Below are 21794 nucleotides of genomic sequence, written 5' to 3'. Positions count from 1 at the left end.
TTTTTATTGATTTAAATTATATATTATATCAATTATTAACGTTAAAAAAATGCGAAAGATATTTTTAAGTATAAAATATAGGAATCTTATTAAAGCAATATTTTAAAGGATTTACATTAGAATTGGAATCCAATACTAAACCATGTATAACTTTTAGACATTTCAGGAGACCATGATTGTTTAATCTCAATTGGGCCAATGATGGTTTCTAATCCGTAACCAACAGCATATCCGGAGTATTTAGGCATTGATACCCAGTCGACTGATGCAAAAATATCGTCTCCTAAGTTGGCGAAATTAGCAGAGAGGTTAATGTGGTTTTTTTTGAAAATTTCGTAATCTAAAGATATGTCAGCTTTTATGAAGCTGTTTCCTGCAATACTTAAAAAGTCATATCCGTAGAAATAATTAAAATTGTTTATTTTGCTATAGCCGTAACCTCCTAATATAAAGTCAAAAAAGGGAACGCTGTCGCTGCCAATATTAAATCCGGCATCGGCTCCAATTTTAATAGTTGCTTTTCTGAATAGTGTTTTTGCAAAAGCAATTTCGGCCTTTGCGATTGAGAAAGGCTTGAATTGTTTGGTGTAATCTGACGATGCTAAGTAAGTTTGTACGTCTCCGGAAAAATACAATCCTGAATGTGGGTAATATTTATTATCAAAAGAATCATATTTCAAATAGCCAAACAGACTCACGTAGTTACTTTTCTCAATAATATTTTCTGTATTAGAAAGAGTTGGTGAGTTTATTTTTAAATATTTATATTCAACACCACCGCCCATTAAAAATTTCTGAACAAAAATGGTTTGAAAATAGGCCTGATTGGTAATGTCCATAAAGTCGACATTGATCAAATTTACATTTTGATTTTCCTGAAATAAATTGCTGATACTGGTGGTAACATTACGATTGAATTGATTTAATCGGGACCTGAAACCGAAACTAATATTAAAACCATTCTCGACATAATAGTTAAAATCATATCTAAAGTTATCTCCCAGAATAATATCCAATGATGTAATATCATTTTTTAGGAATGTTTTTTTATGAGTCAGATTCAACAAAATCGCACTTTTGTAAAGTCCGTCGTAATGTAAACCAAGTTTTAAGTACGTCTGTGTTGGGTTTTCTTTTAGTACAAGATCCAGATCATCTTCTTTACCGTCCGGTTCTAAGCAATAGGAGATAGTGCTGAAGTTTTGCGTCGCATTCAGGTTATTGATTCCTGTTTTAAGGTCAGCGTAGGTAATGGTACTTCCGGGTTTAAAACGTAGTTTTCCCCGAATGTATTCTCTGGTATAGTTGTCCAGGATCTCACTGTTTATTTTTTTGATTTCTAGAGTATCAGTTGCAATTTTAAGTTTTGGTTTTTTATAAAAATTGCTTTCGTTTGATAGTGTTTTGATTTTTTCATAGACGGCAAAAGCAGCTTCTTCACCTTTTCTGATGATTTCTTCGCCTTTGTCAAAGGAGATAACGCCATAATCACGAATGTCTGGTTTGATATAAACATCAGTGTCTTTTATTTTGCTTTTCATTTTATCAATCGACTGGAGATTGGTAATCTGAACTAATATTCGGGTGGCATTTTTCAGGCTTTTTCGACTCAGTAAATCGTCCTGGACGTCAACACCAATAATAATGTCAGCGCCAAGATTGCGAACTTCTTTTATAGGATAATTGTTGACAACGCCACCGTCGACCAATAAATTGCCGTCTATCTCAACTGGTGTAAATAACGAGGGAAATGCGGCACTTGCCATCATTGCCTGAACGAGATTGCCTTTGTTTAGTAAAACTTCTTCGCCGGTTTCGATATTAGTACCAATACATAAAAACGGAGTTGGCAGTTTGTTGAAATCGCGAACATGACGCACGTTTCGGGTAAGGCTGCTCAATAAATTATAATTGTACATTCCTTTTGAAAGTGCTTCAGGAATTCCGACTTTAAACTTGCTAAATGGTAAAACGATGGCATACAATTCATCATTTTTTTTACCATAAAAGTTTTTTGATGAACGCGGAATGTAGTCATTGATAAGTTCGTCGAAATTGGTTCTTTTAAAAATTGAATCAATTTGTGATGCATTGTAACCGGAAGCATAAAGACCGCCAATGATAGACCCCATACTTGTTCCGCCAATATAATCGATTTTTATTCCGGCTTCTTCCAGAACTTTCAGGACTCCGATATGTGCAAATCCTTTTGCGCCGCCACCACTTAAAACCAATCCAATTTTAGGTCTTCTGGCTTCGTCTTGTTTTGCTTTTTCGGTGTTTTCTTGTGAAAATGTATTTTGTGAATTGAAAAATAAAAGCGTGAAAAGAACCAACTGTGCACCCCAGATGGAAATGGAAAACTGCGAGTGACAAATCGATATTTTTTCTTTTGAAAAAAGAGCGGCTTTAGAAGCTCCTTTTTTTAAAGTAGAAAGAAATCGTTTTGACCGAGTGTTTGAAATGAACAGCTGGATTGGGTGCATACAAAATAACTAGTTGGTTTTGTAAAAGTCGACAATTTTTTTGGCTTTTGATACACCAATGACATCAGATATTTCTTTTTCAGTTGCCAGTTTCAATCTTTTAACACTTTTAAAATGTTGTATTAACGTTAGCATTGTTTTTTCGCCAATGCCGGGAATGCTTTCTACCGATGAATTAAGTGCTGCTTTGCTGCGTTTGTCACGATGAAAGGTGATCCCGAATCGATGCGCTTCGTTTCGCAATTGCTGGATGACTTTTAATGTCTCCGATTTTTTATCCAGATATAACGGAATAGAATCTCCGGGATAAAACAATTCCTCAAGACGTTTTGCGATGCCTATAATGGCAATTTTTCCACGTAATTCTAGTGCGTCTATACTTTTTAATGCTGCAGAAAGTTGTCCTTTTCCACCATCAATAATAATAAGTTGTGGCAAAGGTTGATTCTCGTCTAATAATCTTTTGTAACGGCGATAGACAATTTCTGTCATCGAAGCAAAATCGTCAGGACCTTCAACCGTTTTTACATTAAAATGTCGGTAATCTTTTTTGCTTGCTTTTCCATCTTTAAAAACCACACATGCCGCAACAGGATTTGTTCCCTGAATATTCGAGTTATCAAAACATTCTATATGGCGTGGCTCAGTCGGTAAACGTAAATCTTTTTGCATTTGTGCCATGATACGATTTGTGTGTCGGTCAGGATCAACAATTTGCAATTGTTTCAATTGTTCGATTCGGTAAAACTTAGCGTTTCGAATCGATAAATCTAAAATTTGTTTTTTATCACCGAGTTGCGGAACTGTTGTTTTGATATTCTCGCCCAAATTCATTTCAAACGGAACAATAATTTCTTTTGATAATAACTGAAAACGTTCCCGAAGTTCGATGATCGCCAATTCTAATAATTCCTCATCAGTTTCGTCCAGTTTTTTCTTCATCTCTAAAGTATGCGAACGAATAATCGATCCGTGGGAGATCTGAAGAAAGTTGACATAAGCTGCACTTTCGTCTGATACAATCGAAAAGACATCAATGTTGGTAATCTTCGGGTTTACAATCGTCGATCTCGATTGGTAATTCTCGAGAACTTCTATTTTTTCTTTGATTTTTTGTGCTTCTTCAAAACGTAAATCCTGCGCATACTGGTTCATCAATCGCTTGAAATCTTTCATACTTTCTTTAAAATTCCCTTTCAGGATTTCGCGGATCGCATCAACTTGTCTTTGGTATTCTTCAAGTGGTTCTAAACCTTCGCAAGGACCTTTGCAATTGCCAATATGATATTCCAGACAAACTTTGAATTTGCCTGAATCGATATTTGATTTGCTTAAATCATAATTGCACGTACGTAATGGATACAATTCTTTGATTAACTCCAGAATCGTATGTACGGTTTTGAAACTGGTATAGGGACCAAAATATTCTGAGCCGTCTTTGACCATACGGCGGGTCGAAAATATTCTTGAAAAAGGTTCTCTTTTAATACAAATCCAGGGATAGCTTTTATCATCACGAAGCAACACATTATAACGTGGCTGCAGGGTTTTTATTAAATTGTTTTCTAACAAAAGTGCATCGGTTTCAGTAGGAACAACGATGTGTTTGATGGTTACAATTTTTTTTACCAATACATTTGTTTTGGCCGTATCGTGTATTTTATTGAAATAGGAAGAAACCCTTTTTTTTAAATTTTTGGCTTTTCCCACATATAAGATCTTTCCCTCTTTATCATAATATTGATACACGCCGGGATTGTCCGGTAAAGTTTGGATTTGAAGATCTAAAGATGGATTTTGCATTCTGTTTTGTTTCTGAAGTACCTGAAAAGCTTTTTTAAAAGTGATTTAGATTCTAAAAAAAAGCTTAACACTGATTTAGTTTCAAATTTACGAAATCAAAAGAATAATTTCTATATTTAGATTTTATAATTCTACATGAAAAATAGTACACCCTTGGTTATTTTTGGCGAATCGATTTTGCCGGGAGAAAACAAAACAATAAACGTCGAAATTGCGAGGTTGCACACAACCACAAAACTTAATATTCCGGTTATTGTGCGTCGGTCAAAGATTGAAGGTCCGGTAGTTTTATTCTCAGCCGGAATTCATGGCGACGAAATAAACGGAGTTGAAGTCGTTCGTCAGATCATTAGCAAAAAGATCAATCGTCCTGCAAAAGGAACTATTATTTGCATTCCGATTATCAATATGTACGGTTTTGTGAATAAATCCCGTGAGTTTCCGGACGGACGCGATTTGAATCGTGTTTTCCCGGGAAGTAAAAAAGGTTCTCTCGCCAGTCGTTTTGCATATCATATCGTGGCCGAAGTTTTGCCAATTATAGATTATGCAGTCGATTTTCATGCCGGAGGTGCAAGTAGATTTAATGCGCCGCAAATCAGAATTACAGAAAACAATCCCGAATTGAAAGTTTTAGCAGATGTTTTTAATGCTCCGTTTACTTTATATTCTAAAAATATCAATGGCTCGTTTAGGAATACCTGTGAGAAAGCCAATATCAAAATGTTGCTTTTTGAAGGCGGAAAATCATTAGACATTAATAATGTGATTGCCAATGAAGGTGTAATGGGAGTAAAGCGTTTGCTGGATTATCTGAATATGCTTGATCCCAAACAAGTGGTCGAAAAAGCTCATGATCCATCCATTTATATAAAATATTCGGTTTGGCTGCGTGCTAAATGTTCCGGCTTGCTGCATGATTATAATTTGATTGGCAAGTTCGTGACCAAAGGAACTATTTTGGCTATTATTACAGATCCGTTTGGTAAATTTGAGCAAAAAGTAAAAGCGCCACATGACGGTTTTGTCATCAACGCTAATCACTCGCCGATAGTTTATGAAGGCGATGCGATTTATCACATGTCTAAAAATAACCCTGAAAATGCCGACGAATAAAAAAGAACTACGACTGCACTATAAAAATCTTCGCAAAGAACTTACCAATGATAATATTGAAGAAAAGAGTTTGGCTGTTGCCAATAATCTAATTCAATTGCCCATTTGGGATAAAACCTATTATCATGTTTTTCTGCCTATCGAAGAACATAAAGAAGTAAATACAGAATATGTTTTGCATTTGCTTTCCGGAAAAGATAAAGAAATTGTGGTTTCTAGAAGTGATTTTGAAACTCGTGGAATGTCGCATTTTTTATTAACGGATAATACCAGAATCAAAAAGAACGAATACAATATTCCGGAACCTGTCAACGGATTACCTGTACCATCGGCAACAATTGATGTGGTTTTTGTACCGCTCCTGGCTTTTGATCTTTCAGGAAATCGCGTGGGTTACGGGAAAGGTTTTTATGATAAATTTCTAACAGAATGCAAACCGGAAACGATTAAAATCGGGCTTTCTTTCTTTGAAGCAGAAAATGAAATAGAAGATGTTTTTGAATCTGATGTGAAGTTGGATTATTGTGTGACGCCTGATAAAGTTTACGAGTTTTGATTTTCTTACCATATAAGTGAAATAAGAAAATATAAAGCGGGATATTTTTTACTGCAATCCCGATATCTATCAAGTGCAAAGAAATTAGGTATGGTTTGGACTTATTTTAATTTTTACATCGCATTATATAGAGACAAACTGCCGTGCATCTTCGCAAAGTTATTGTTATGCCAGATTTAGACGCACTGCTTTGCGCCTCTACAATATGCTGGGTTTAATGTTTTTTACTATAAATAAAACATTGGTCTAATCATAGTCAGGCTTAAATTTACTTATATCACTTGTATGGTGAAGCAGAATATATTTTTTAGTATAAAATATTTAACAGGAATCTTGGCATTAAATTTGGATTGCGGGAATTGCAGATAATTTTCTTAGTACATCCGGAATGCTAATTATTTATTTGATCGAAAAATCAATTACTAATTCCTAAAATTTATTTTAAAATGAAAAATAAACCTTTTTATTTGTTGGCATTCCTTATTGTTGTTTTGGTTAGTTGTAAGAAACAATCTTATTCAGAGGAAGAGTATGCCGCAGAAGCTACAGATATGGCAGTTACTACTACTGATGCAGTTCCCGAAGAGTATATTTCAGATCCTAACACTGAAAGTTATGTAGGACTGGAAGAAAATCCTTTCGAGTCTCCTCAAAAATCTCCACTTTCTACTTTTTCTATAGATGTCGATAATGCTTCTTATACCAATATAAGACGTTTTATTAATGAAGGTCAAAAAGTGCCTAAAGATGCGGTTCGTGTCGAAGAGATGGTGAATTTCTTTAAATACAATTATCCGCAACCGGTAGGACAGCATCCGTTTTCGATCAATACGGAATTGAGTGATGCGCCGTGGAATAAAAACAGTCAGTTACTAAGGATTGGTTTGCAGGGGAAAAATATCCCGATGACCAATTTGCCAGCTTCGAACCTGGTTTTTTTAATCGATGTTTCGGGTTCAATGAGTAAGCAAAACAAGCTCCCATTATTAAAAGAATCCATGAAAATTTTGGTAAAAGGGCTTCGTGCTCAGGATAAAGTTTCTATTGTGGTTTATGCAGGTTCAGCAGGTGTTGTGCTGGAGCCAACTTCAGGCGATAGAAAAGAGGAGATTTTAGATGCTTTTAATAATCTAAGTGCCGGTGGAAGTACAGCCGGAGGTGAGGGAATAGAATTGGCTTATAAATTAGCACAGCAAAATTTTATTAAAGAAGGAAATAACAGAGTTGTTATAGCAACTGACGGAGATTTTAATGTTGGTGCTTCATCAGATGCGGATATGGAAAAACTAATCGAGGACAAAAGAAAATCGGGTGTCTTTCTAACTGTTTTAGGCTACGGAATGGGGAATTATAAGGACAGTAAAATGGAGGTTCTGGCTGATAAAGGAAATGGAAATTACGCTTATATTGATAACATTCAGGAAGCAAATCGTTTTCTGGGAAAAGAATTCAAGGGTTCGATGTTTGCTATTGCCAAAGATGTAAAAATTCAAATAGAATTTAATCCTAAACATGTTCAGGCTTACCGATTAATTGGATATGAAAACCGAAAATTAAAGCCTGAAGATTTTAAGAATGATGCTATTGATGCCGGAGAATTAGGAAGTGGTCATACCGTTACTGCTTTGTATGAGATTATTCCAACAGGCGTTGAAAGTAGCTACGTTCCATCAGATTTAAAATACACAAAAGTAAAAAAAGACGACTCTAATTATAGTGACGAACTGGCTACAATTAAATTTCGATATAAAAAACCTGATGGCGATACAAGCATCGAAATGGTAAACACGATAGAGAATAAAAAAGTTATTCTTGATAAAAGCTCTTCAGATTTCAAGTTCACAACCGCCGTTGCATGGTTTGGATTAAAATTAAGAGACTCAAAATTTATAAGTAATTCCTCTTCTTCTGATATAAAAAACTTAGCGAAATCAGGTATGTCAAATGATGAAGACGGTTACAAAGCAGAGTTTGTAAGACTTGTTGAAGCTGTGAACTAGATTAAGTTCTAAAATGTAAAATCCCAAATTCCATACTAATAATTGGAATTTGGGATTTTTTATTTTGGGATTTTTAAAAGTTTTATTTCACTTCTTTAATTGTCGAGCCATCAATCCAGCCTTCAGTGCCGTCTGTTAGTTCGATTTTTTTCCATTGGCCTACAGTTTCCATAACGTAAACTTTTGCGCCTTCATGCAATAAGAAAATAGCTGCGCCGCCTTTTTGCGGTTCACTACGAACTTCACTTAATTCAGCAAAAACAATCGCCGGGCGATCATTATCGAAATGATTTTTTTCTGACATTCCTGCAAAAATGCTTAATAATAATGCGACTAAAAAAACAAACATTCCTACGAAATAGATTCTTTTAGGAAGCGTAAGCTGCGAGAAATAATATCCAATAAAACTCAATAAAAAAGCAAATGCAATTCCGATAGAAATTTTTGCCCAGGTATTATAATCAAAAATTCCGGTAAAGTTCTGAATCAGTTTTGCAAAACCTACTTTCGGGATTTCTTTGATCTCGTCGATTGTTAGTTTCTTGGCAAATTTCAGGTTGTTTAAAGTCGCAGGATCATGAGGTTTTAAAACTAAAGCCTTTTCATAGTTATAAATTGAAGGTGCGACTTTGTTGAGTTTGTAATACGAATTACCTAAGTTAAAATACAACTCTGCAGAGTGTTGCTTGTCTTCTTTGATAATACTTTCATAAACATCAACAGCCTGCTGATATTGTCCCTTTTGGTACATGGCATTTCCTTTTTCAAAGCTGCTTTGGGCAAAGAAAACCTGTGTGATTAATAAAAAAAGATATACTATATTTTTCATTTTATTTTTGTTAAACCCGACAGGTTGTTAAAACCTGTCGGGTTTGATTTTAAACTAGACAATTTGCTTTTCTAATTCCGAAATAATCAAAACAGCTTTGTCAAAATCCTGCTGAATCGAAGCGCTTGATGCCGGAGCATAACGGGCAAATTCGCAGTTTTCTGTCAAATTAATGAAATTCTGAACAGATTCCGGATTTGCATTTCTTGACAATAATAATTCACTAATGTTGTCTTTGCTCATTTCTGAAGTTTCGATATGCAATTTTGCTTTTAAGAAATTGTGCATTGCTTTCTCCAAAGCAATATAAAACAGCTCTTTGTTTTTAAGTTGTCTTTTCGCTTCAGATAAATATTTCTTCGCGAGTTTATTATTCATTCTAATTCGGTTTCCTGTCACGTCACCATCAATTGCTTCTTTTCGTTTCTTAGCCAAAACAATAATTGGTAAAATCACGAAAGGCAGGAATAATAACATATAATACAAATTAGAACCATAAAAATCATTCTTAGCAATTGGGGCTAAAATTGTTTTTGGTTTAATATACTTGAATTGTTCTGTTGTCGCAATTACATTTTTAGCAGCAGTTGGATTTGCTTCTGCCAGCGTTGGGCCATCTAAAACATCCACCATAATCTCTGGTGAAGTTATTGTTTTATAAGAACCGGTATTCACATCAAAATAAGAAAACTGCATTGCTTTTATGGCATATTTTCCTTTGTATTGCGGCACTATAGAATACTTATCAGTAATTTTTCCTGACATTCCTGAAAGTGATGTTGTCACTTGTTCATCATGAACAGGATCATACATTTCTAATGCATTTGGTACGACAGGTTTTGGAAGTGTGAACAATTTCATGTTTCCGTTTCCGGAAGCACTCACAATTAAGTCCAGGCTTTCCCCGCTTTTAAGTGTCGTTTTAGAAGGCGTAACCGTAAAGTTAAATTTACCAACAGCGCCACCAAAACCTTCTGGTTTACCTGTTTCCGGAAGTGGTTTTACGTTAATTGTTTTTGCGCCGGCAGATACAACCCTGTTATCGTCCGTTAAGATCATCTGGCCATACATATCGCGGCGATTTGAAGGCAATTGTACACCAATGTCAAGAGAAAGCGGTTCGATAGTAAGTCTTCCTGATTTTTGAGGATATAAAATAGTCTTTTTCAGAATAACGAAATAACATCTTTGTCCCTGAAAAGTTCCCTCTTCGGTAGACAATTGTTTGATATCTATATTCTGATTCCAGAAATCATTATACTTAGGTTTTGCCAATTCTTTAAAACCGGTAACATTAATGTTGTTAAAGTATAATTTATAAACCGCGGTAATGGGTTCATTTAAATATGGATTTGTTTTCGAAATCTCAGCAACAAGACTCAGGGTTTCATTTGGTACACCTTGTGGTCTGCTGTTATCATAAGGATCTCTTTCTTGTGCGACAGCATTTGTTACGACTATTTTTATAGGTGCCGTTTTATAAACCTGGCCGTTATATTCTATAGCAGCTTGTTTGATAAAAAAGGTACCTTTTTGATTGGGTTGTAAAATATAAGAATATGCTTTCTGAAAAGAACTTCTGCCGTTTACCCAGGATTGACTTACTTGCTGACTTGGTCCGCCAACAACTCTAAAGCCTTCAAATGAAGGTTGGTCAAAGTTATCGCCATCAACATTCATGATGAAGTCAATGCGCAACCTTTCGTTTATTCCAAGCGTGTTCTTGCTTACTTTGGCTTCAAATTGAACTTGAGCCATAAGCCCTTGAAAAGTGAATAGTAATAGAATTAAATATCTTTTCATTAATTGTTTTCAGTGTTTTTTACGTTAACCGTATAATCGTTAATTTGTATAATCGCCTCTACAATTAAACAAATTAACGATTATACAAATAAACCAAATTTTACCAGTCTTTCTCTGTTTTTCTAGGATTTCCTTTTACTTTTTGAGCGTTTACTTTATCCTGTATTTTCTTTTCTTCGTTGTTTACAGCATCTAATAAATTCTGGACGCGATCTTTAGAAATTCCTCCGGGCTGTGGTTTTGGTTCTCCTTTATTATCAGACTTGTCGTCTTTCTTAGGATCATCTTTACCATCTTTTTTGTCTTTGTCTTTATCGCCTTTGTCGTCTTTCTTGTCTTTGTCCTTATCCTTGTCTTTATTTTTATCCTTGTCCTTGTCTTTATCTTTGTTTTTATCCTTGTCTTTGTCTTTATCCTTATCTTTGTTCTTATCGTTTTTAGGAGGATTCTCTTTTAGTTTTTGTTTTGCCAAAGCATAATTATAACGCGTTTCATCATCTGTAGGGTCGTTGCGTAAAGCTTCTTTATACGCTTCAACAGCTTGCGTATAATCTTTCTCTTTCATGAAAACATTACCTAAATTGTGGAATGCCTTATGTTTTTCAGGTCTTGTTTTCGCATTCTTTATCGCTTTCGCGTAGGCGAATTTAGCTTCAGAAACCTGATTTTGTTTGTAAATCGTGTTTCCTAAGTTGTAAGGAGCAGTGGCACGTTTTGGAAATTTTGATTCTGAAATTCGGTAATTGGCTTCAGCATCAACAAATTTATTCTGCTTATATTCTTCATTGGCATCAGGCAATGTCTTGTCTTTCTCCTGAGCTGAAACCGCCAAAGAGAATGTTAGTAAAATATAAAGAAGTAAATTTTTCATTCTAATTTTTTATGTTTTTTATTTTGCCAAAAATTGCACTAATTATCACTAATCAGATTGTTTTTTATATTTGAATTTCAAAAAGAAGACTCATTTAAAAGGTTTCTTTTTCGTGTAAATTCGTGTAATTAGCGGCTGACTTTATTATTTTTTTTCGTTAAATAAATTCAACTCTTTTATCCAATTTGTTTTTCTTTCTAAAAGGAAGATATCAATAAACAATAGTAAGAAAGCAAAACCGATGAACCACTGAAATTGCGATTGAAAATCGGCCATTTGAGTCGCTTCAAATTCTGTTTTCTGAATGTTGTTTAAGGCGTTTTTTACATATTCTAAAACTTCCTTAGTACTGCCGCCATATACATAACCGCCTTTTGTCGCTTTTGCAATGGTTTTTAATCCTTCCTGATTTAGTTTTGTAATAACAGTTTGTCCGTTTTGATCTTGCTGATAGCTTTTGACTACGCCATTTTCTTTCAGCGGAATCGTTCCTCCTTTTTCTGTTCCAACACCAATGGTTATGATTTTCATTCCCATTTTATTAGCCTCTTCAGCTGCTGCCGAAGCGCCTTCAGAATGGTCTTCTCCATCAGAAATCAAAATCAATAACTTACTTGTTTTACTTTTTTCATCAAAATAAGTAGCAGATAATCTGATGGCTTCGTCAAGAGATGTTCCTTGTGATGAAACCATATCAGGAGTCATACTTTGCAGGAACATTTTGGCAACGCTATAATCTGATGTAATAGGCAAAACCGGGAAAGCACTTCCTGCATACGCTACAATTCCAATTCTGTCGCTTCCTAAATTATTGATGATTTGCGAAACAAGTTGTTTACTTTTCTCTAAACGACTTGGTGCCACATCTTCTGCAAGCATACTTTTCGAAACGTCAACGGCAAAAACAATGTCGATACCTTCACGTTTTACAGTTTCCATTTTTGTTCCAATTTTTGGATTTACTAACCCAATAATCAAACAGGTTAACGCCAAAAGTATTATGCTTAATTTTAATACAGGTTTAAAAACAGATCTTTCCGGGCTCAGTCTTTTTACCATTTCCAGATCACCAAATTCACGCTGTTTTTTTCTTTTCCAATACATATTGAAAAAGAAAACACACACCACAATTGGGATTAATAATAAAAGGTATAAATATTTTTTTTCGTCTAATTCCATAAATGTTTTAAAATTCCAATCCTCTAAATTTCGGGATAAATTCCAAATTCCAATTTCTGTTGTTTGTCTAAAAAGCTAATTCCAAATTCCAATTGTTATTTGGAATTTCTAAAATTGGAATTTTTTAATTTTGAAAAAATTAAATAAAGCTTCTGTAAACGGTATTTCTTAAGCCAACTTCCAATAATAATAAAAAGACTGCCAGTAAAACAAAACCTCTGTATTTTTCGTCGTAATCGTAGAATTTTAATTCCTGGATTTCAGTGGTTTCTAATTTATTAATAGCATTGTATATTTCAGCTAATTTATCATTACTGGTTGCTCTAAAATAAGTTCCATCAGTTTTACGAGCAATATTCTTCATTAATTGTTCGTCGATTTCTACTTTTTGCATTTTATATAAAAATCCACCGTTTGGAGCGTAAGCGTATGGAGATTCTGCCATTCCGTTTGTACCAATCCCAATGGTGTAGACTTTTATGCCGTATTGTTTTGCGATGTCTGATGCTGTTTCCGGTTCAATAAAACCAGCATTATTTACACCATCCGTCATCAAAATAATAACCCTGCTTTTTGCTTTACTGTCTTTAAGACGGTTTACAGCTGTTGCAAGTCCCATCCCAATTCCGGTTCCGTCTTGTAGAACTGTATCGTATTTAATTCCTTTTATAGCTTCAAGAATAATTGCTTTATCACTTGTAACTGGAGTTTTGGTATACGCTTCAGAAGCATACAAAACTAATCCAACTCTGTCATTAGGTCGTTCTCCAACAAAATCTGCTGCTACTCTTTTTAAAGCTTCCATACGGTTTGGCTTTAAATCTTTCGCCAGCATACTTCCTGAAACGTCAATTGCCAAAACAATATCAATACCTTTTGTTGTTTTAGTCTGACTGCTAATATCAACGGTTCTTGGTCTTGCCAATGCAATAATTAAAGAGCTTAGTCCCAAAATCCTGAAAACGTACAAAGAAGGTTTTAATTTTGTTAACAACGATTCGCTGTTTTTGAAACCCTGAGTCGAACTCATCTTTAAGGTAGCCGATTGCTGGTTGCGCTTCCAGAAAAACCAAGCGATTGCAATTGGAATTAATAGAAACAACCAAAAAAATTCTGGATTTAAAAAAGTTATTTTATTCATCAGTTGCTCGCTTTTCTAAGTTCAACAGAATTTAAAATTCTAGTCGTAATATCATTGGCATAGGTATCGCCTTCTTCGTGTATAATCAAAATTTGTTGTAATCCCTGATCTTGTTTAAACAGTAATAGTTCATAGTAAGCCCTTGTACTTGTTTTGTCAACCGGGTTTAAAATCGTCATTGTTCCATAACCTTTTACTCCCTGAATACCTTGACCTGTCTGGAAATCTTCTTGTTTTACAATTATATTTTGCCCGCCCTGAGATTCAATAATTTTTATGGAACCTTCTAAAGCTTTTGCTAAATCTATTTCAGTTGGTGTTTTAAATTTACTTGTAGAAACCGTTACAAAGAAATTATCGACCATGCTTCCGTAAGCAAAAAGCTGCATCTCTTTTATTAAAGCCATAGTTTCTTTTGGAAGTACTTTTTGAGTGTCCATTCGTTTTAAAACCTTTGGAGTTTCAATTAGAACACCCGGATTTCCGTATTCACTTTTTACCCATTGACCTTCTAGTAATTCTTTTGATGCATTACCCAAAACATTGTCTTTTACAACCTTAAAGCCTTTAGTCGCTATAAAGAATACAGTTGTAGCAATTATTAAAAACAAAACTGTTCCCACAGCAATGGCAATACGTTTGTTGCGTTTTTTTAATAATTGAAGTTTAATCTGCTTTTGTTTCTGCGCTTCATTTAATAACTGATCTTCTTCTTCAGCCGGAACTTCAGTTGGGATTGCGTTATCAAGCGTTAAAATTACTTTCTGGATTTTATTTCGGTCTTCAGTAATTTCAAATTCTAAAGGTTTAGATTTTGCAAATTTCACCAAATCGGCCTGACGTAAAACACGCTCTAAATTCTCAACAGTTTCAGGAGTTAACGTCATCTTCTTTTTAGTAGAAGCATTCCTGATCGCCTGGATCAATTCAGAAGTGGTGCTTTCCATTGCCGGAATATGAATCGCTTCTTCAATATAATTACGGGCAATATCTGTTAGTTCACTATAGTATTCCTTAATCTCTCCTTTTTGAACAAGTTCTTTTTGCTCCAGATTATTCAATAAACTTGTGGCTTTTTCGATAGGAGTTTTATAAACTTCTTCTTCAATTTTTTTCTTTTGATGTTTTTTAACGTACCAGTATACAAAAGCCCCAATTCCTAAAATTACGATCAAAGCTAAAATGTATTTCCACCAATCGCCAAGACCAGTATCTGGTGACGTAATATCTTTAATATCATACATTTTTTGCTGTAGCGTGTCCACTTTTACACTGGCAACTTCAACACGAATAGAATCAGTTAGATATGGCTTTTTGTCAATCAGAATCTTAATACTTGGAATAGTGTATTTTCCGGAATCAAATTGCGTTAAACCATATTTTTTGATCAGCTCATAAGTGTCATTCTTTTTAACCGTATCAATTGGATATGATTGAATTACTTCTAACTGACCAATGGTTTTTAGTTTAGGAAAAACAACTTTAGATTTAGAGCTGACAACCGTTTTAAGCGTAAGCTTAAATTCGGCTCCAATTTTATTTTTTGTAGTATCAATGCTCGTCTCTACTTGTTTTTGCTGGGCAAAAATAGCTGAGGAAAGTAAAAATAAAAAGATGTAAAACTTTAATTTCATTTGATTTTTTTAATTTCAGATTTTATTCTAAAATGAATGCTTAATTGGCACGCGGATGACGCGGATTCAAGCGGATTTTATTTTTGGATATTTATATTTTTAAAATCTAATATTCTAACAATCTAAGAAGTCTAAGAAATCTAAAATTATCTTGATTTGAAATATCCCAACAATTTAGTCACATAATTCTCGTCAACTCTTGTGTTTACGACGCCGGCGCCAGATTTACTGAATATTTCTTTGAAATAATTCACTCTGTCGTGATAATGTTTTTCGTAATTCATTCGCACCGTTTTTGAACCTGTGTCGACCAGTTGAATTTTCCCAGTTTCGGCATCAAGCATCGTAACCATCCCTAAATTCGGGATTTTCTCTTCACGAATGTCATATACGCGAACTCCGGTAATATCGTGTTTTTTGGAAGCAATTTTTAAGGTTTGCTCATAATTTTCAGACATGAAATCAGAAATAACAAAAACGATTGCTTTCTTTTTCTGAGTTCCTGATAAAAATTTTAAAGCAGCTCCAACATCTGTTTTTTGACTTTTTGGTTCGAATTCGATCAATTCACGAATGATTCTTAAAACGTGTGAACGGCCTTTTTTTGGCGGAATATACAATTCTACATTATCAGAAAATAATATTAAACCAATTTTGTCATTATTTTGTGTAGCCGAAAAAGCCATCGTTGCCGCAATTTCGGTGACGATGTCTTTCTTGAATTGACTTTTTGAACCAAAACCTTCTGAACCCGAGATATCTACCATTAACATCATGGTCAATTCACGTTCTTCTTCAAAAACTTTTACGTGGGCTTCGTTGTAGCGTGCAGTTACATTCCAATCGATGTTACGAATATCATCGCCGTATTGGTATTGACGTACTTCACTAAAAGTCATCCCGCGCCCTTTGAATGAAGAGTGGTATTCTCCCGAAAAGATATGATTACTCAGTCTTTTGGTTTTGATTTCTATTTTCCGTACTTTTTTTAAAAGCTCTTTTGTATCCATTTTATTTGTTTAAAGTTTAGAAGTTTCAAGTTTCAAGTTTGCTTTACAACAACCTGAAACTTGAAACATTAAACAAATTTTTAAGGTACTTCAATCTCGTTTACGATTTTGTTGATAATGTCTACAGAAGTAATGTTTTCAGCTTCAGCCTCATACGTGATTCCAACTCTGTGACGTAGAACATCATGTACAACAGCACGAACATCTTCCGGAATTACATATCCACGACGTTTGATAAAAGCGTAACATTTTGCTGCAACAGCTAAATTGATACTTCCACGTGGTGATGCTCCAAAACTAATAAGAGGTTTTAAGTCCGCAAGTTTGTACTTCTCTGGGTAACGAGTAGCAAATATGATGTCTAAGATATATTTTTCGATTTTTTCGTCCATGTAAACTTCACGAACCGCTTCCTGAGCACGTAAAATTTGCTCTACAGAAACTACTGCATTTACTTTTTCGTAAGATCCTTTTAAGTTTTGACGAATTACAAAACGCTCTTCGTCAATTTTTGGGTAATCAATTACGGTTTTAAGCATAAAACGATCGACTTGCGCTTCCGGAAGTTGGTATGTTCCTTCTTGCTCAACAGGATTTTGAGTTGCCAATACTAAAAACGGACGATCAAGTTTGAAAGTTGTGTCGCCAATTGTTACTTGTTTTTCCTGCATCGCCTCCAAAAGTGCCGACTGAACCTTTGCCGGAGCACGGTTAATCTCATCGGCAAGGACGAAATTAGCGAAGATTGGTCCTTTTTTAATCGAAAACTCATTTGCTTTGATGTTGTAAATCATCGTACCAACTACATCGGCAGGTAATAAGTCGGGAGTAAACTGAATACGGCTGAATGAACCCTGCACTGCTTGCGACAAAGTATTTATCGCTAAAGTTTTGGCTAATCCCGGAACACCTTCAAGCAAAATGTGCCCTTGTCCCAGAAGTCCAATTAGTAAACGCTCGACCATATGTTTCTGGCCCACAATAACTTTGTTCATTTCCATTGTAAGAAGGTCTATAAAAGCACTTTCTCTTTCAATTTTTTCATTTATCGCTCTAATGTCTAAAGTCGTTGTATTTTCTTCCATATGAATATTTTTAAAACCTTTTTAAAACCTTGATTTTTATGCCTTACTTTTGAGAGTGCAAATTGAATATTTTTTGAGAAGTAAGATGTTAAAGAATGGTTAAAACTTCGACCAACGACCTAATTTTAAGGACTAATTGTGAATCTATTTTTATATTTTTAAGAACTTTGATGATTATGCTTCAGAAAAGCATATTTATTACCAAAAATAACGCAATACAACCATGAGTAAAACAGCATTATCGCCCATAATTTCGGGCACTATGAATTGGGGAGTTTGGGATAAAAACCTTACAACTAAAGAAATGGAGAATCTGATACAGCTATGTATCGAAAACAAAATTACAACTTTTGATCACGCAGACATTTACGGATCTTATACCACAGAAGCTGATTTTGGAAAAGCATTTCATAACAGCAAAATCCCGAGAGAGAAATTACAATTAATTACTAAATGCGGAATTCAGATGATTGCTGAAAAACGCCCGGAAAACAAAATCAAACATTACGATTATTCTAAAGAATATATTATTTGGTCTGTTGAGGAATCACTAAAAAAACTGAAAACAGATTATGTTGATGTTTTTTTATTGCACAGACCTAGTCCTTTAATGCAGGCCGATGAAATTGCAGAGGCAGTAGAACAATTAAAAGCAGAAGGAAAAATTATTGATTTTGGACTTTCGAATTTTACGAGTTCTCAAACGGAATTGATTCGTCAGAAAACAGAAGTAAGTTACAATCAGGTGCAATTTTCGGCTACACATTATGAGCCAATGACAGATGGAAGCTTAGATTATATGCAAACACACGGAATCCGACCATTGTCATGGAATCCTCTTGGAACTGTTTTTAGAGAAGATACCAAACAAACACGTCGTTTGAAAAAATTATTGTCTGATTTGGTTCAGAAATATGGTTTCGGTTCTGATACGCTTTTGTTAGCCTGGATCTTAAAACATCCTTCAGGAGTAGCTCCAATTGCGGGAACAGTAAATATTGCCAGAATTCAATCGCTTATGAAAGCTGTAGAATTAGAAATGGATAAAGAAGACTGGTTTGCTGTCTGGACAGAAAGTATGGGAGATGATGTGCCTTAAATAGTACATTCTGAAATGATACGATTAGAAAAATTCGATACAAAAGACTATTCACAATTAATCAATAGTATTAAGGATGCCCGTGAATTGATGCAATTTGCAGGACCGGAATTCACTTTTCCTTTAACAGAAGAACAAATAGAGAGATCGCTTTCTGATAAAAACAGGATTGCTTTTAGGGTTGTAAATGTTTCTAATGATTCGACTATCGGACATTGTCAAATTTGTTTTAAAGACAAGTTTGCAAATCTGGGAAAGATTCTGATTATGGATGAATTGCTTCGGGGAAAAGGAATTGGGAAACAAATCCTGACTTTGCTTCTGGAATTTATTCTTGAAAATAGTAAGCAGAGAAATGTTGAGCTCAATGTTTTTGACTTTAATACGAGTGCCATCAAATGCTATGAAAAGATTGGTTTTGTTATTAATAGGGATAAAAAATTTGTTCGGGAAATGGATAGTGAAACCTGGACAGCTCTCAATATGCAGTTGGATTTAGATAATTGGATCAGGAAAGATTAAAAATTTTTATGCCACAGATTAAATGGATTATAAAATCATTTTAATCCATTTAATCTGTGGCAAAATAAATAAACACATAGAATCATAGATTTTTATTGTTTTGAATAAGGTAAAAATAGATGATAAATCATTTTTACATAGCGATGAATTCATGCAAAGTAAAACGCCTTTTTTAAGCTTTAAACTATGTATCTATGTGTTAAAAATAATATTTACAATGAAAAAAACAGTTTTGATTACTGGAGCTACAAGCGGAATTGGTAAAGCAACCGCACAAATAATGGCTAAGAATAATTATAAAGTTGTGCTTTGCGGAAGACGTAAAGACCGCTTAGTGGAGCTTGAAAAAGAGCTTTCGGCTTTTACAGAAGTACATTCTTTATCATTTGATGTTCGCGATAAAAAAGATGTTCTTGAAAAAATTGATTCTCTTCCTGCTGCATTTTCAGATATTGATATTTTGATCAATAATGCCGGAAATGCCCATGGTTTAGATCCGATTCAGACAGGAGATTTAGACGATTGGGATGCTATGATTGATATCAATGTAAAAGGGCTTTTGTATGTTTCAAAAGCAGTGATTCCGAAAATGACAGAAAGAAAGTCCGGACATATTATTAATATAGGTTCAACGGCGGCCAAAGAAGTTTACCCAAACGGAAATGTGTATTGCGGTACAAAACATGCAGTTGATGCTATAACTGCCGGAATGCGAATTGATTTAAATCCTTTTAATATTCGTGTTGGAGCAATTCATCCCGGAATGGTAGCGACAGAATTTAGCGAAGTGCGTTTTAAAGGAGATGTAGAAAAGGCTTCGAATGTTTATAAAGGTTTTGATCCATTGCAGGCAGAAGATATTGCAGACATTATTCATTTTGTAGTTTCAAGACCGTATCATGTAAACATTGCTGATTTAGTAGTGATGAGTACGGCACAAGCATCGTCGACAATTGTTAAGAGAGTGTAAAATATTATTTATTTCTATTTTTTATTATGATTATCATAGTCCCAGCGGGACGCCATATTTATAGATTTTTTTAAATTTATTAAACATCAACCCATCGGGGTGAAATATTATATAAATCAGTGCTCAGATATCGCTCCGCTGGAGCTTTGCTTCTTGATAGACATGTATTATTAGCTATAAATATAACGCTCCGCTGGAGCTTTATTTTGAAGTTTTAAATTTGGAGTAATACAAATTTAAAAGTGTTTCGGATAAATAAAATTAATGTAAATTAGTGCAGTTCGTGGCAGAAAAAAACTAAACTATGATCAATAAACGCCTTTTAATAAAAAATCTACTTGCTCATAATGATGAGAGCAGTTTTTATGACAAAAAAAGGCAATTGAATTTGCATTCTCGTGAAGGCAAGGGGAAGTTTCTGAAACACATTTGTGCGTTGTCGAATTCAAACCCAACTAATAATTCGTATATCGTGGTTGGAGTCGAAGATCATGATAACGAAATTGTTGGCGATGACTTTTTCGACGATAGCAGAATTCAGAATCTGGTAAATGCTTTTCTGGAAAATCCGCCTAAAATTCAATACGAAAATGTGCCGTTTCCGAATCTTCCAAAAGATAAGGTAGTAGGGTTGGTTACCATTAAACCCAAAAGCAAAATATCGTATTTCAAAAAAGGAATTCACACAACTCCGGCCAATAGTGTTTTTATACGACGCGGCAGCAACTCTGTTCCTGTTGAAGGAGAAATTGAAAAAAATTATCAAAATACTGAAACCGTAATTGGGATCGAGAATAGTTCCCGCAATAGTATTCAGTATACACTTGATGGGGTAATCGATTTTATGAATTTCAGGCACAAAGACATGTCGCCTAAATATCATGTTTTTAAAGAATTATTTGTGATTTGCTGGGCGGGAGTTTCTAATAAATCCCGTGATAAAACCTTTTTGTCACGTGTTGATATCGAATTGATCAACGAACAAATTAAACTTTTTTATTCGGCTCAGGATGTGGTTACGATTGTTTTTGACGACGATAGTTTTACGATAACCGAATATGTTCCGCTTGGATTAAATGATAAAACAAGTTTTTATCCTTTAGAGAAACAAACAATTCACTTTTTTGATAACGGTTATTATAAGATCGATCGGGTAATGCTTTTTCAGCCACCGGAATTCAATAGAAAAATGTTGTATCATATTTATAATGCAAATACTGCATTGCTTCAAAAACTGCAAAAAGGTATTGCATTATCTGAACGGGAACTAAAAGACCTGGAGAATCTTCCATCAACTTTTATGATTTGTTATTTAAATGGTTTTGATGATGCCAAGCAAAAGCTGATTGACGCTAAATTGCTTTTGAAACCTTTTGGAAATATCTATTTATCTTTTAAAGAAGCGTTGAGGATTCTTAGAAAAATGAAATATGATTTTCAGGAAGGGACTAAATAAGGTTCAGAGGTTCAAAGTTACAAAGTGGCAAAGGTTTTCTGTAGAGTTTGATCGTAGAGGCGCACAGCAGTGCGTCTAATACAAAGGGTTTTTTAAGGTTCAGAGGTTCAAAGCTACAAAGTGGCAAAGGTTTTCTATAGAGTTTGATCGTAGAGGCGCACAGCAGTGCGTCTAATACAAAGGTTTTTTTTAAGGTTCAGAGGTTCAGGCTACAAAGTGGCAAAGGTTTTCTGT

Annotated in this window: 17 protein-coding genes; 7 read left to right on the top strand and 10 right to left on the bottom strand. The window is 34.6% G+C overall.

Translation table 11 applies throughout. The features are described from left to right. Positions 1–116: 116 nt before the first annotated feature. Positions 117–2486 (bottom strand): patatin-like phospholipase family protein, encoded by a 2370-nt coding sequence (locus QLQ94_RS03715; protein WP_427401243.1) that lies wholly within the window; start codon positions 2484–2486, stop codon positions 117–119. A gap of 9 nt (positions 2487–2495) precedes the next feature. Continuing rightward, a complete protein-coding gene (gene uvrC, locus QLQ94_RS03710; RefSeq protein WP_271337217.1) occupies positions 2496–4289 on the bottom strand; it encodes an excinuclease ABC subunit UvrC in 1794 nt (597 codons plus the stop codon). A 135-nt stretch (positions 4290–4424) separates the two neighbouring features. Here uvrC and QLQ94_RS03705 point away from each other — a divergent pair, with 135 nt between their 5' ends. The 3 genes from QLQ94_RS03705 (at position 4425) to QLQ94_RS03695 (ending at position 7961) form a co-directional block, all read left to right on the top strand. Continuing rightward, positions 4425–5405 (top strand): succinylglutamate desuccinylase/aspartoacylase family protein, encoded by a 981-nt coding sequence (locus QLQ94_RS03705; RefSeq protein ID WP_271337218.1) that lies wholly within the window; start codon positions 4425–4427, stop codon positions 5403–5405. Then, positions 5392–5961, top strand: coding sequence for a 5-formyltetrahydrofolate cyclo-ligase (locus QLQ94_RS03700; RefSeq protein WP_271337219.1), 570 nt, complete (start codon positions 5392–5394; stop codon positions 5959–5961). The genes QLQ94_RS03705 and QLQ94_RS03700 overlap by 14 nt, the downstream gene beginning before the upstream one ends. A gap of 446 nt (positions 5962–6407) precedes the next feature. After that, a complete protein-coding gene (locus QLQ94_RS03695) occupies positions 6408–7961 on the top strand; it encodes a vWA domain-containing protein (RefSeq protein WP_482499218.1) in 1554 nt (517 codons plus the stop codon). An 82-nt stretch (positions 7962–8043) separates the two neighbouring features. Here QLQ94_RS03695 and QLQ94_RS03690 read toward each other — a convergent pair whose 3' ends face one another. The 8 genes from QLQ94_RS03690 to QLQ94_RS03655 all read right to left on the bottom strand — a co-directional run bounded on the left by QLQ94_RS03690 (position 8044) and on the right by QLQ94_RS03655 (position 17513). After that, positions 8044–8790 (bottom strand): tetratricopeptide repeat protein, encoded by a 747-nt coding sequence (locus QLQ94_RS03690; protein ID WP_271337220.1) that lies wholly within the window; start codon positions 8788–8790, stop codon positions 8044–8046. A 54-nt stretch (positions 8791–8844) separates the two neighbouring features. After that, positions 8845–10593 (bottom strand): BatD family protein, encoded by a 1749-nt coding sequence (locus tag QLQ94_RS03685; RefSeq protein ID WP_271337221.1) that lies wholly within the window; start codon positions 10591–10593, stop codon positions 8845–8847. 100 nt (positions 10594–10693) lie between these two features. Continuing rightward, positions 10694–11464 (bottom strand): tetratricopeptide repeat protein, encoded by a 771-nt coding sequence (locus QLQ94_RS03680; RefSeq protein ID WP_271337222.1) that lies wholly within the window; start codon positions 11462–11464, stop codon positions 10694–10696. A gap of 144 nt (positions 11465–11608) precedes the next feature. Beyond that, complete coding sequence (locus tag QLQ94_RS03675) at positions 11609–12643, bottom strand: vWA domain-containing protein (RefSeq protein WP_271337223.1); 1035 nt, start codon at positions 12641–12643, stop codon at positions 11609–11611. A gap of 139 nt (positions 12644–12782) precedes the next feature. Next, complete coding sequence (locus tag QLQ94_RS03670; RefSeq protein WP_271337224.1) at positions 12783–13784, bottom strand: vWA domain-containing protein; 1002 nt, start codon at positions 13782–13784, stop codon at positions 12783–12785. Then, positions 13784–15418, bottom strand: coding sequence for a hypothetical protein (locus QLQ94_RS03665; protein ID WP_271337225.1), 1635 nt, complete (start codon positions 15416–15418; stop codon positions 13784–13786). The genes QLQ94_RS03670 and QLQ94_RS03665 overlap by 1 nt, the downstream gene beginning before the upstream one ends. 146 nt (positions 15419–15564) lie before the next feature. Continuing rightward, positions 15565–16428: a DUF58 domain-containing protein gene (locus QLQ94_RS03660; RefSeq protein ID WP_271337226.1), complete on the bottom strand. Its 864-nt coding sequence runs from the start codon at positions 16426–16428 to the stop codon at positions 15565–15567. An 80-nt stretch (positions 16429–16508) separates the two neighbouring features. Further along, entirely contained in the window at positions 16509–17513 is a 1005-nt protein-coding gene (locus tag QLQ94_RS03655) for an AAA family ATPase (protein WP_072964260.1), read from the bottom strand. A 223-nt stretch (positions 17514–17736) separates the two neighbouring features. On the opposite strand from QLQ94_RS03655, the gene QLQ94_RS03650 reads away from it, so the two are divergent. The 4 genes from QLQ94_RS03650 (at position 17737) to QLQ94_RS03635 (ending at position 21560) form a co-directional block, all read left to right on the top strand. Then, positions 17737–18612, top strand: a complete 876-nt coding sequence (locus QLQ94_RS03650) for an aldo/keto reductase (RefSeq protein WP_271337227.1) — start codon at positions 17737–17739, stop codon at positions 18610–18612. Between the two features lie 15 nt (positions 18613–18627). After that, complete coding sequence (locus QLQ94_RS03645; protein WP_271337228.1) at positions 18628–19134, top strand: GNAT family N-acetyltransferase; 507 nt, start codon at positions 18628–18630, stop codon at positions 19132–19134. A 217-nt stretch (positions 19135–19351) separates the two neighbouring features. Further along, the gene (locus QLQ94_RS03640; RefSeq protein WP_271337229.1) at positions 19352–20104 is read left to right on the top strand and encodes an SDR family NAD(P)-dependent oxidoreductase; all 753 of its coding nucleotides are present in this window, start codon (positions 19352–19354) and stop codon (positions 20102–20104) included. 304 nt (positions 20105–20408) lie between these two features. Beyond that, entirely contained in the window at positions 20409–21560 is a 1152-nt protein-coding gene (locus QLQ94_RS03635) for an ATP-binding protein (protein ID WP_271337230.1), read from the top strand. Positions 21561–21794 lie beyond the last annotated feature (234 nt).

Source organism: Flavobacterium sp. B114r (genome assembly GCF_056824125.1).
The sequence above is the reverse complement of the archived record's forward strand: the minus strand, read 5'-3'. Positions and strand labels throughout refer to the sequence as shown.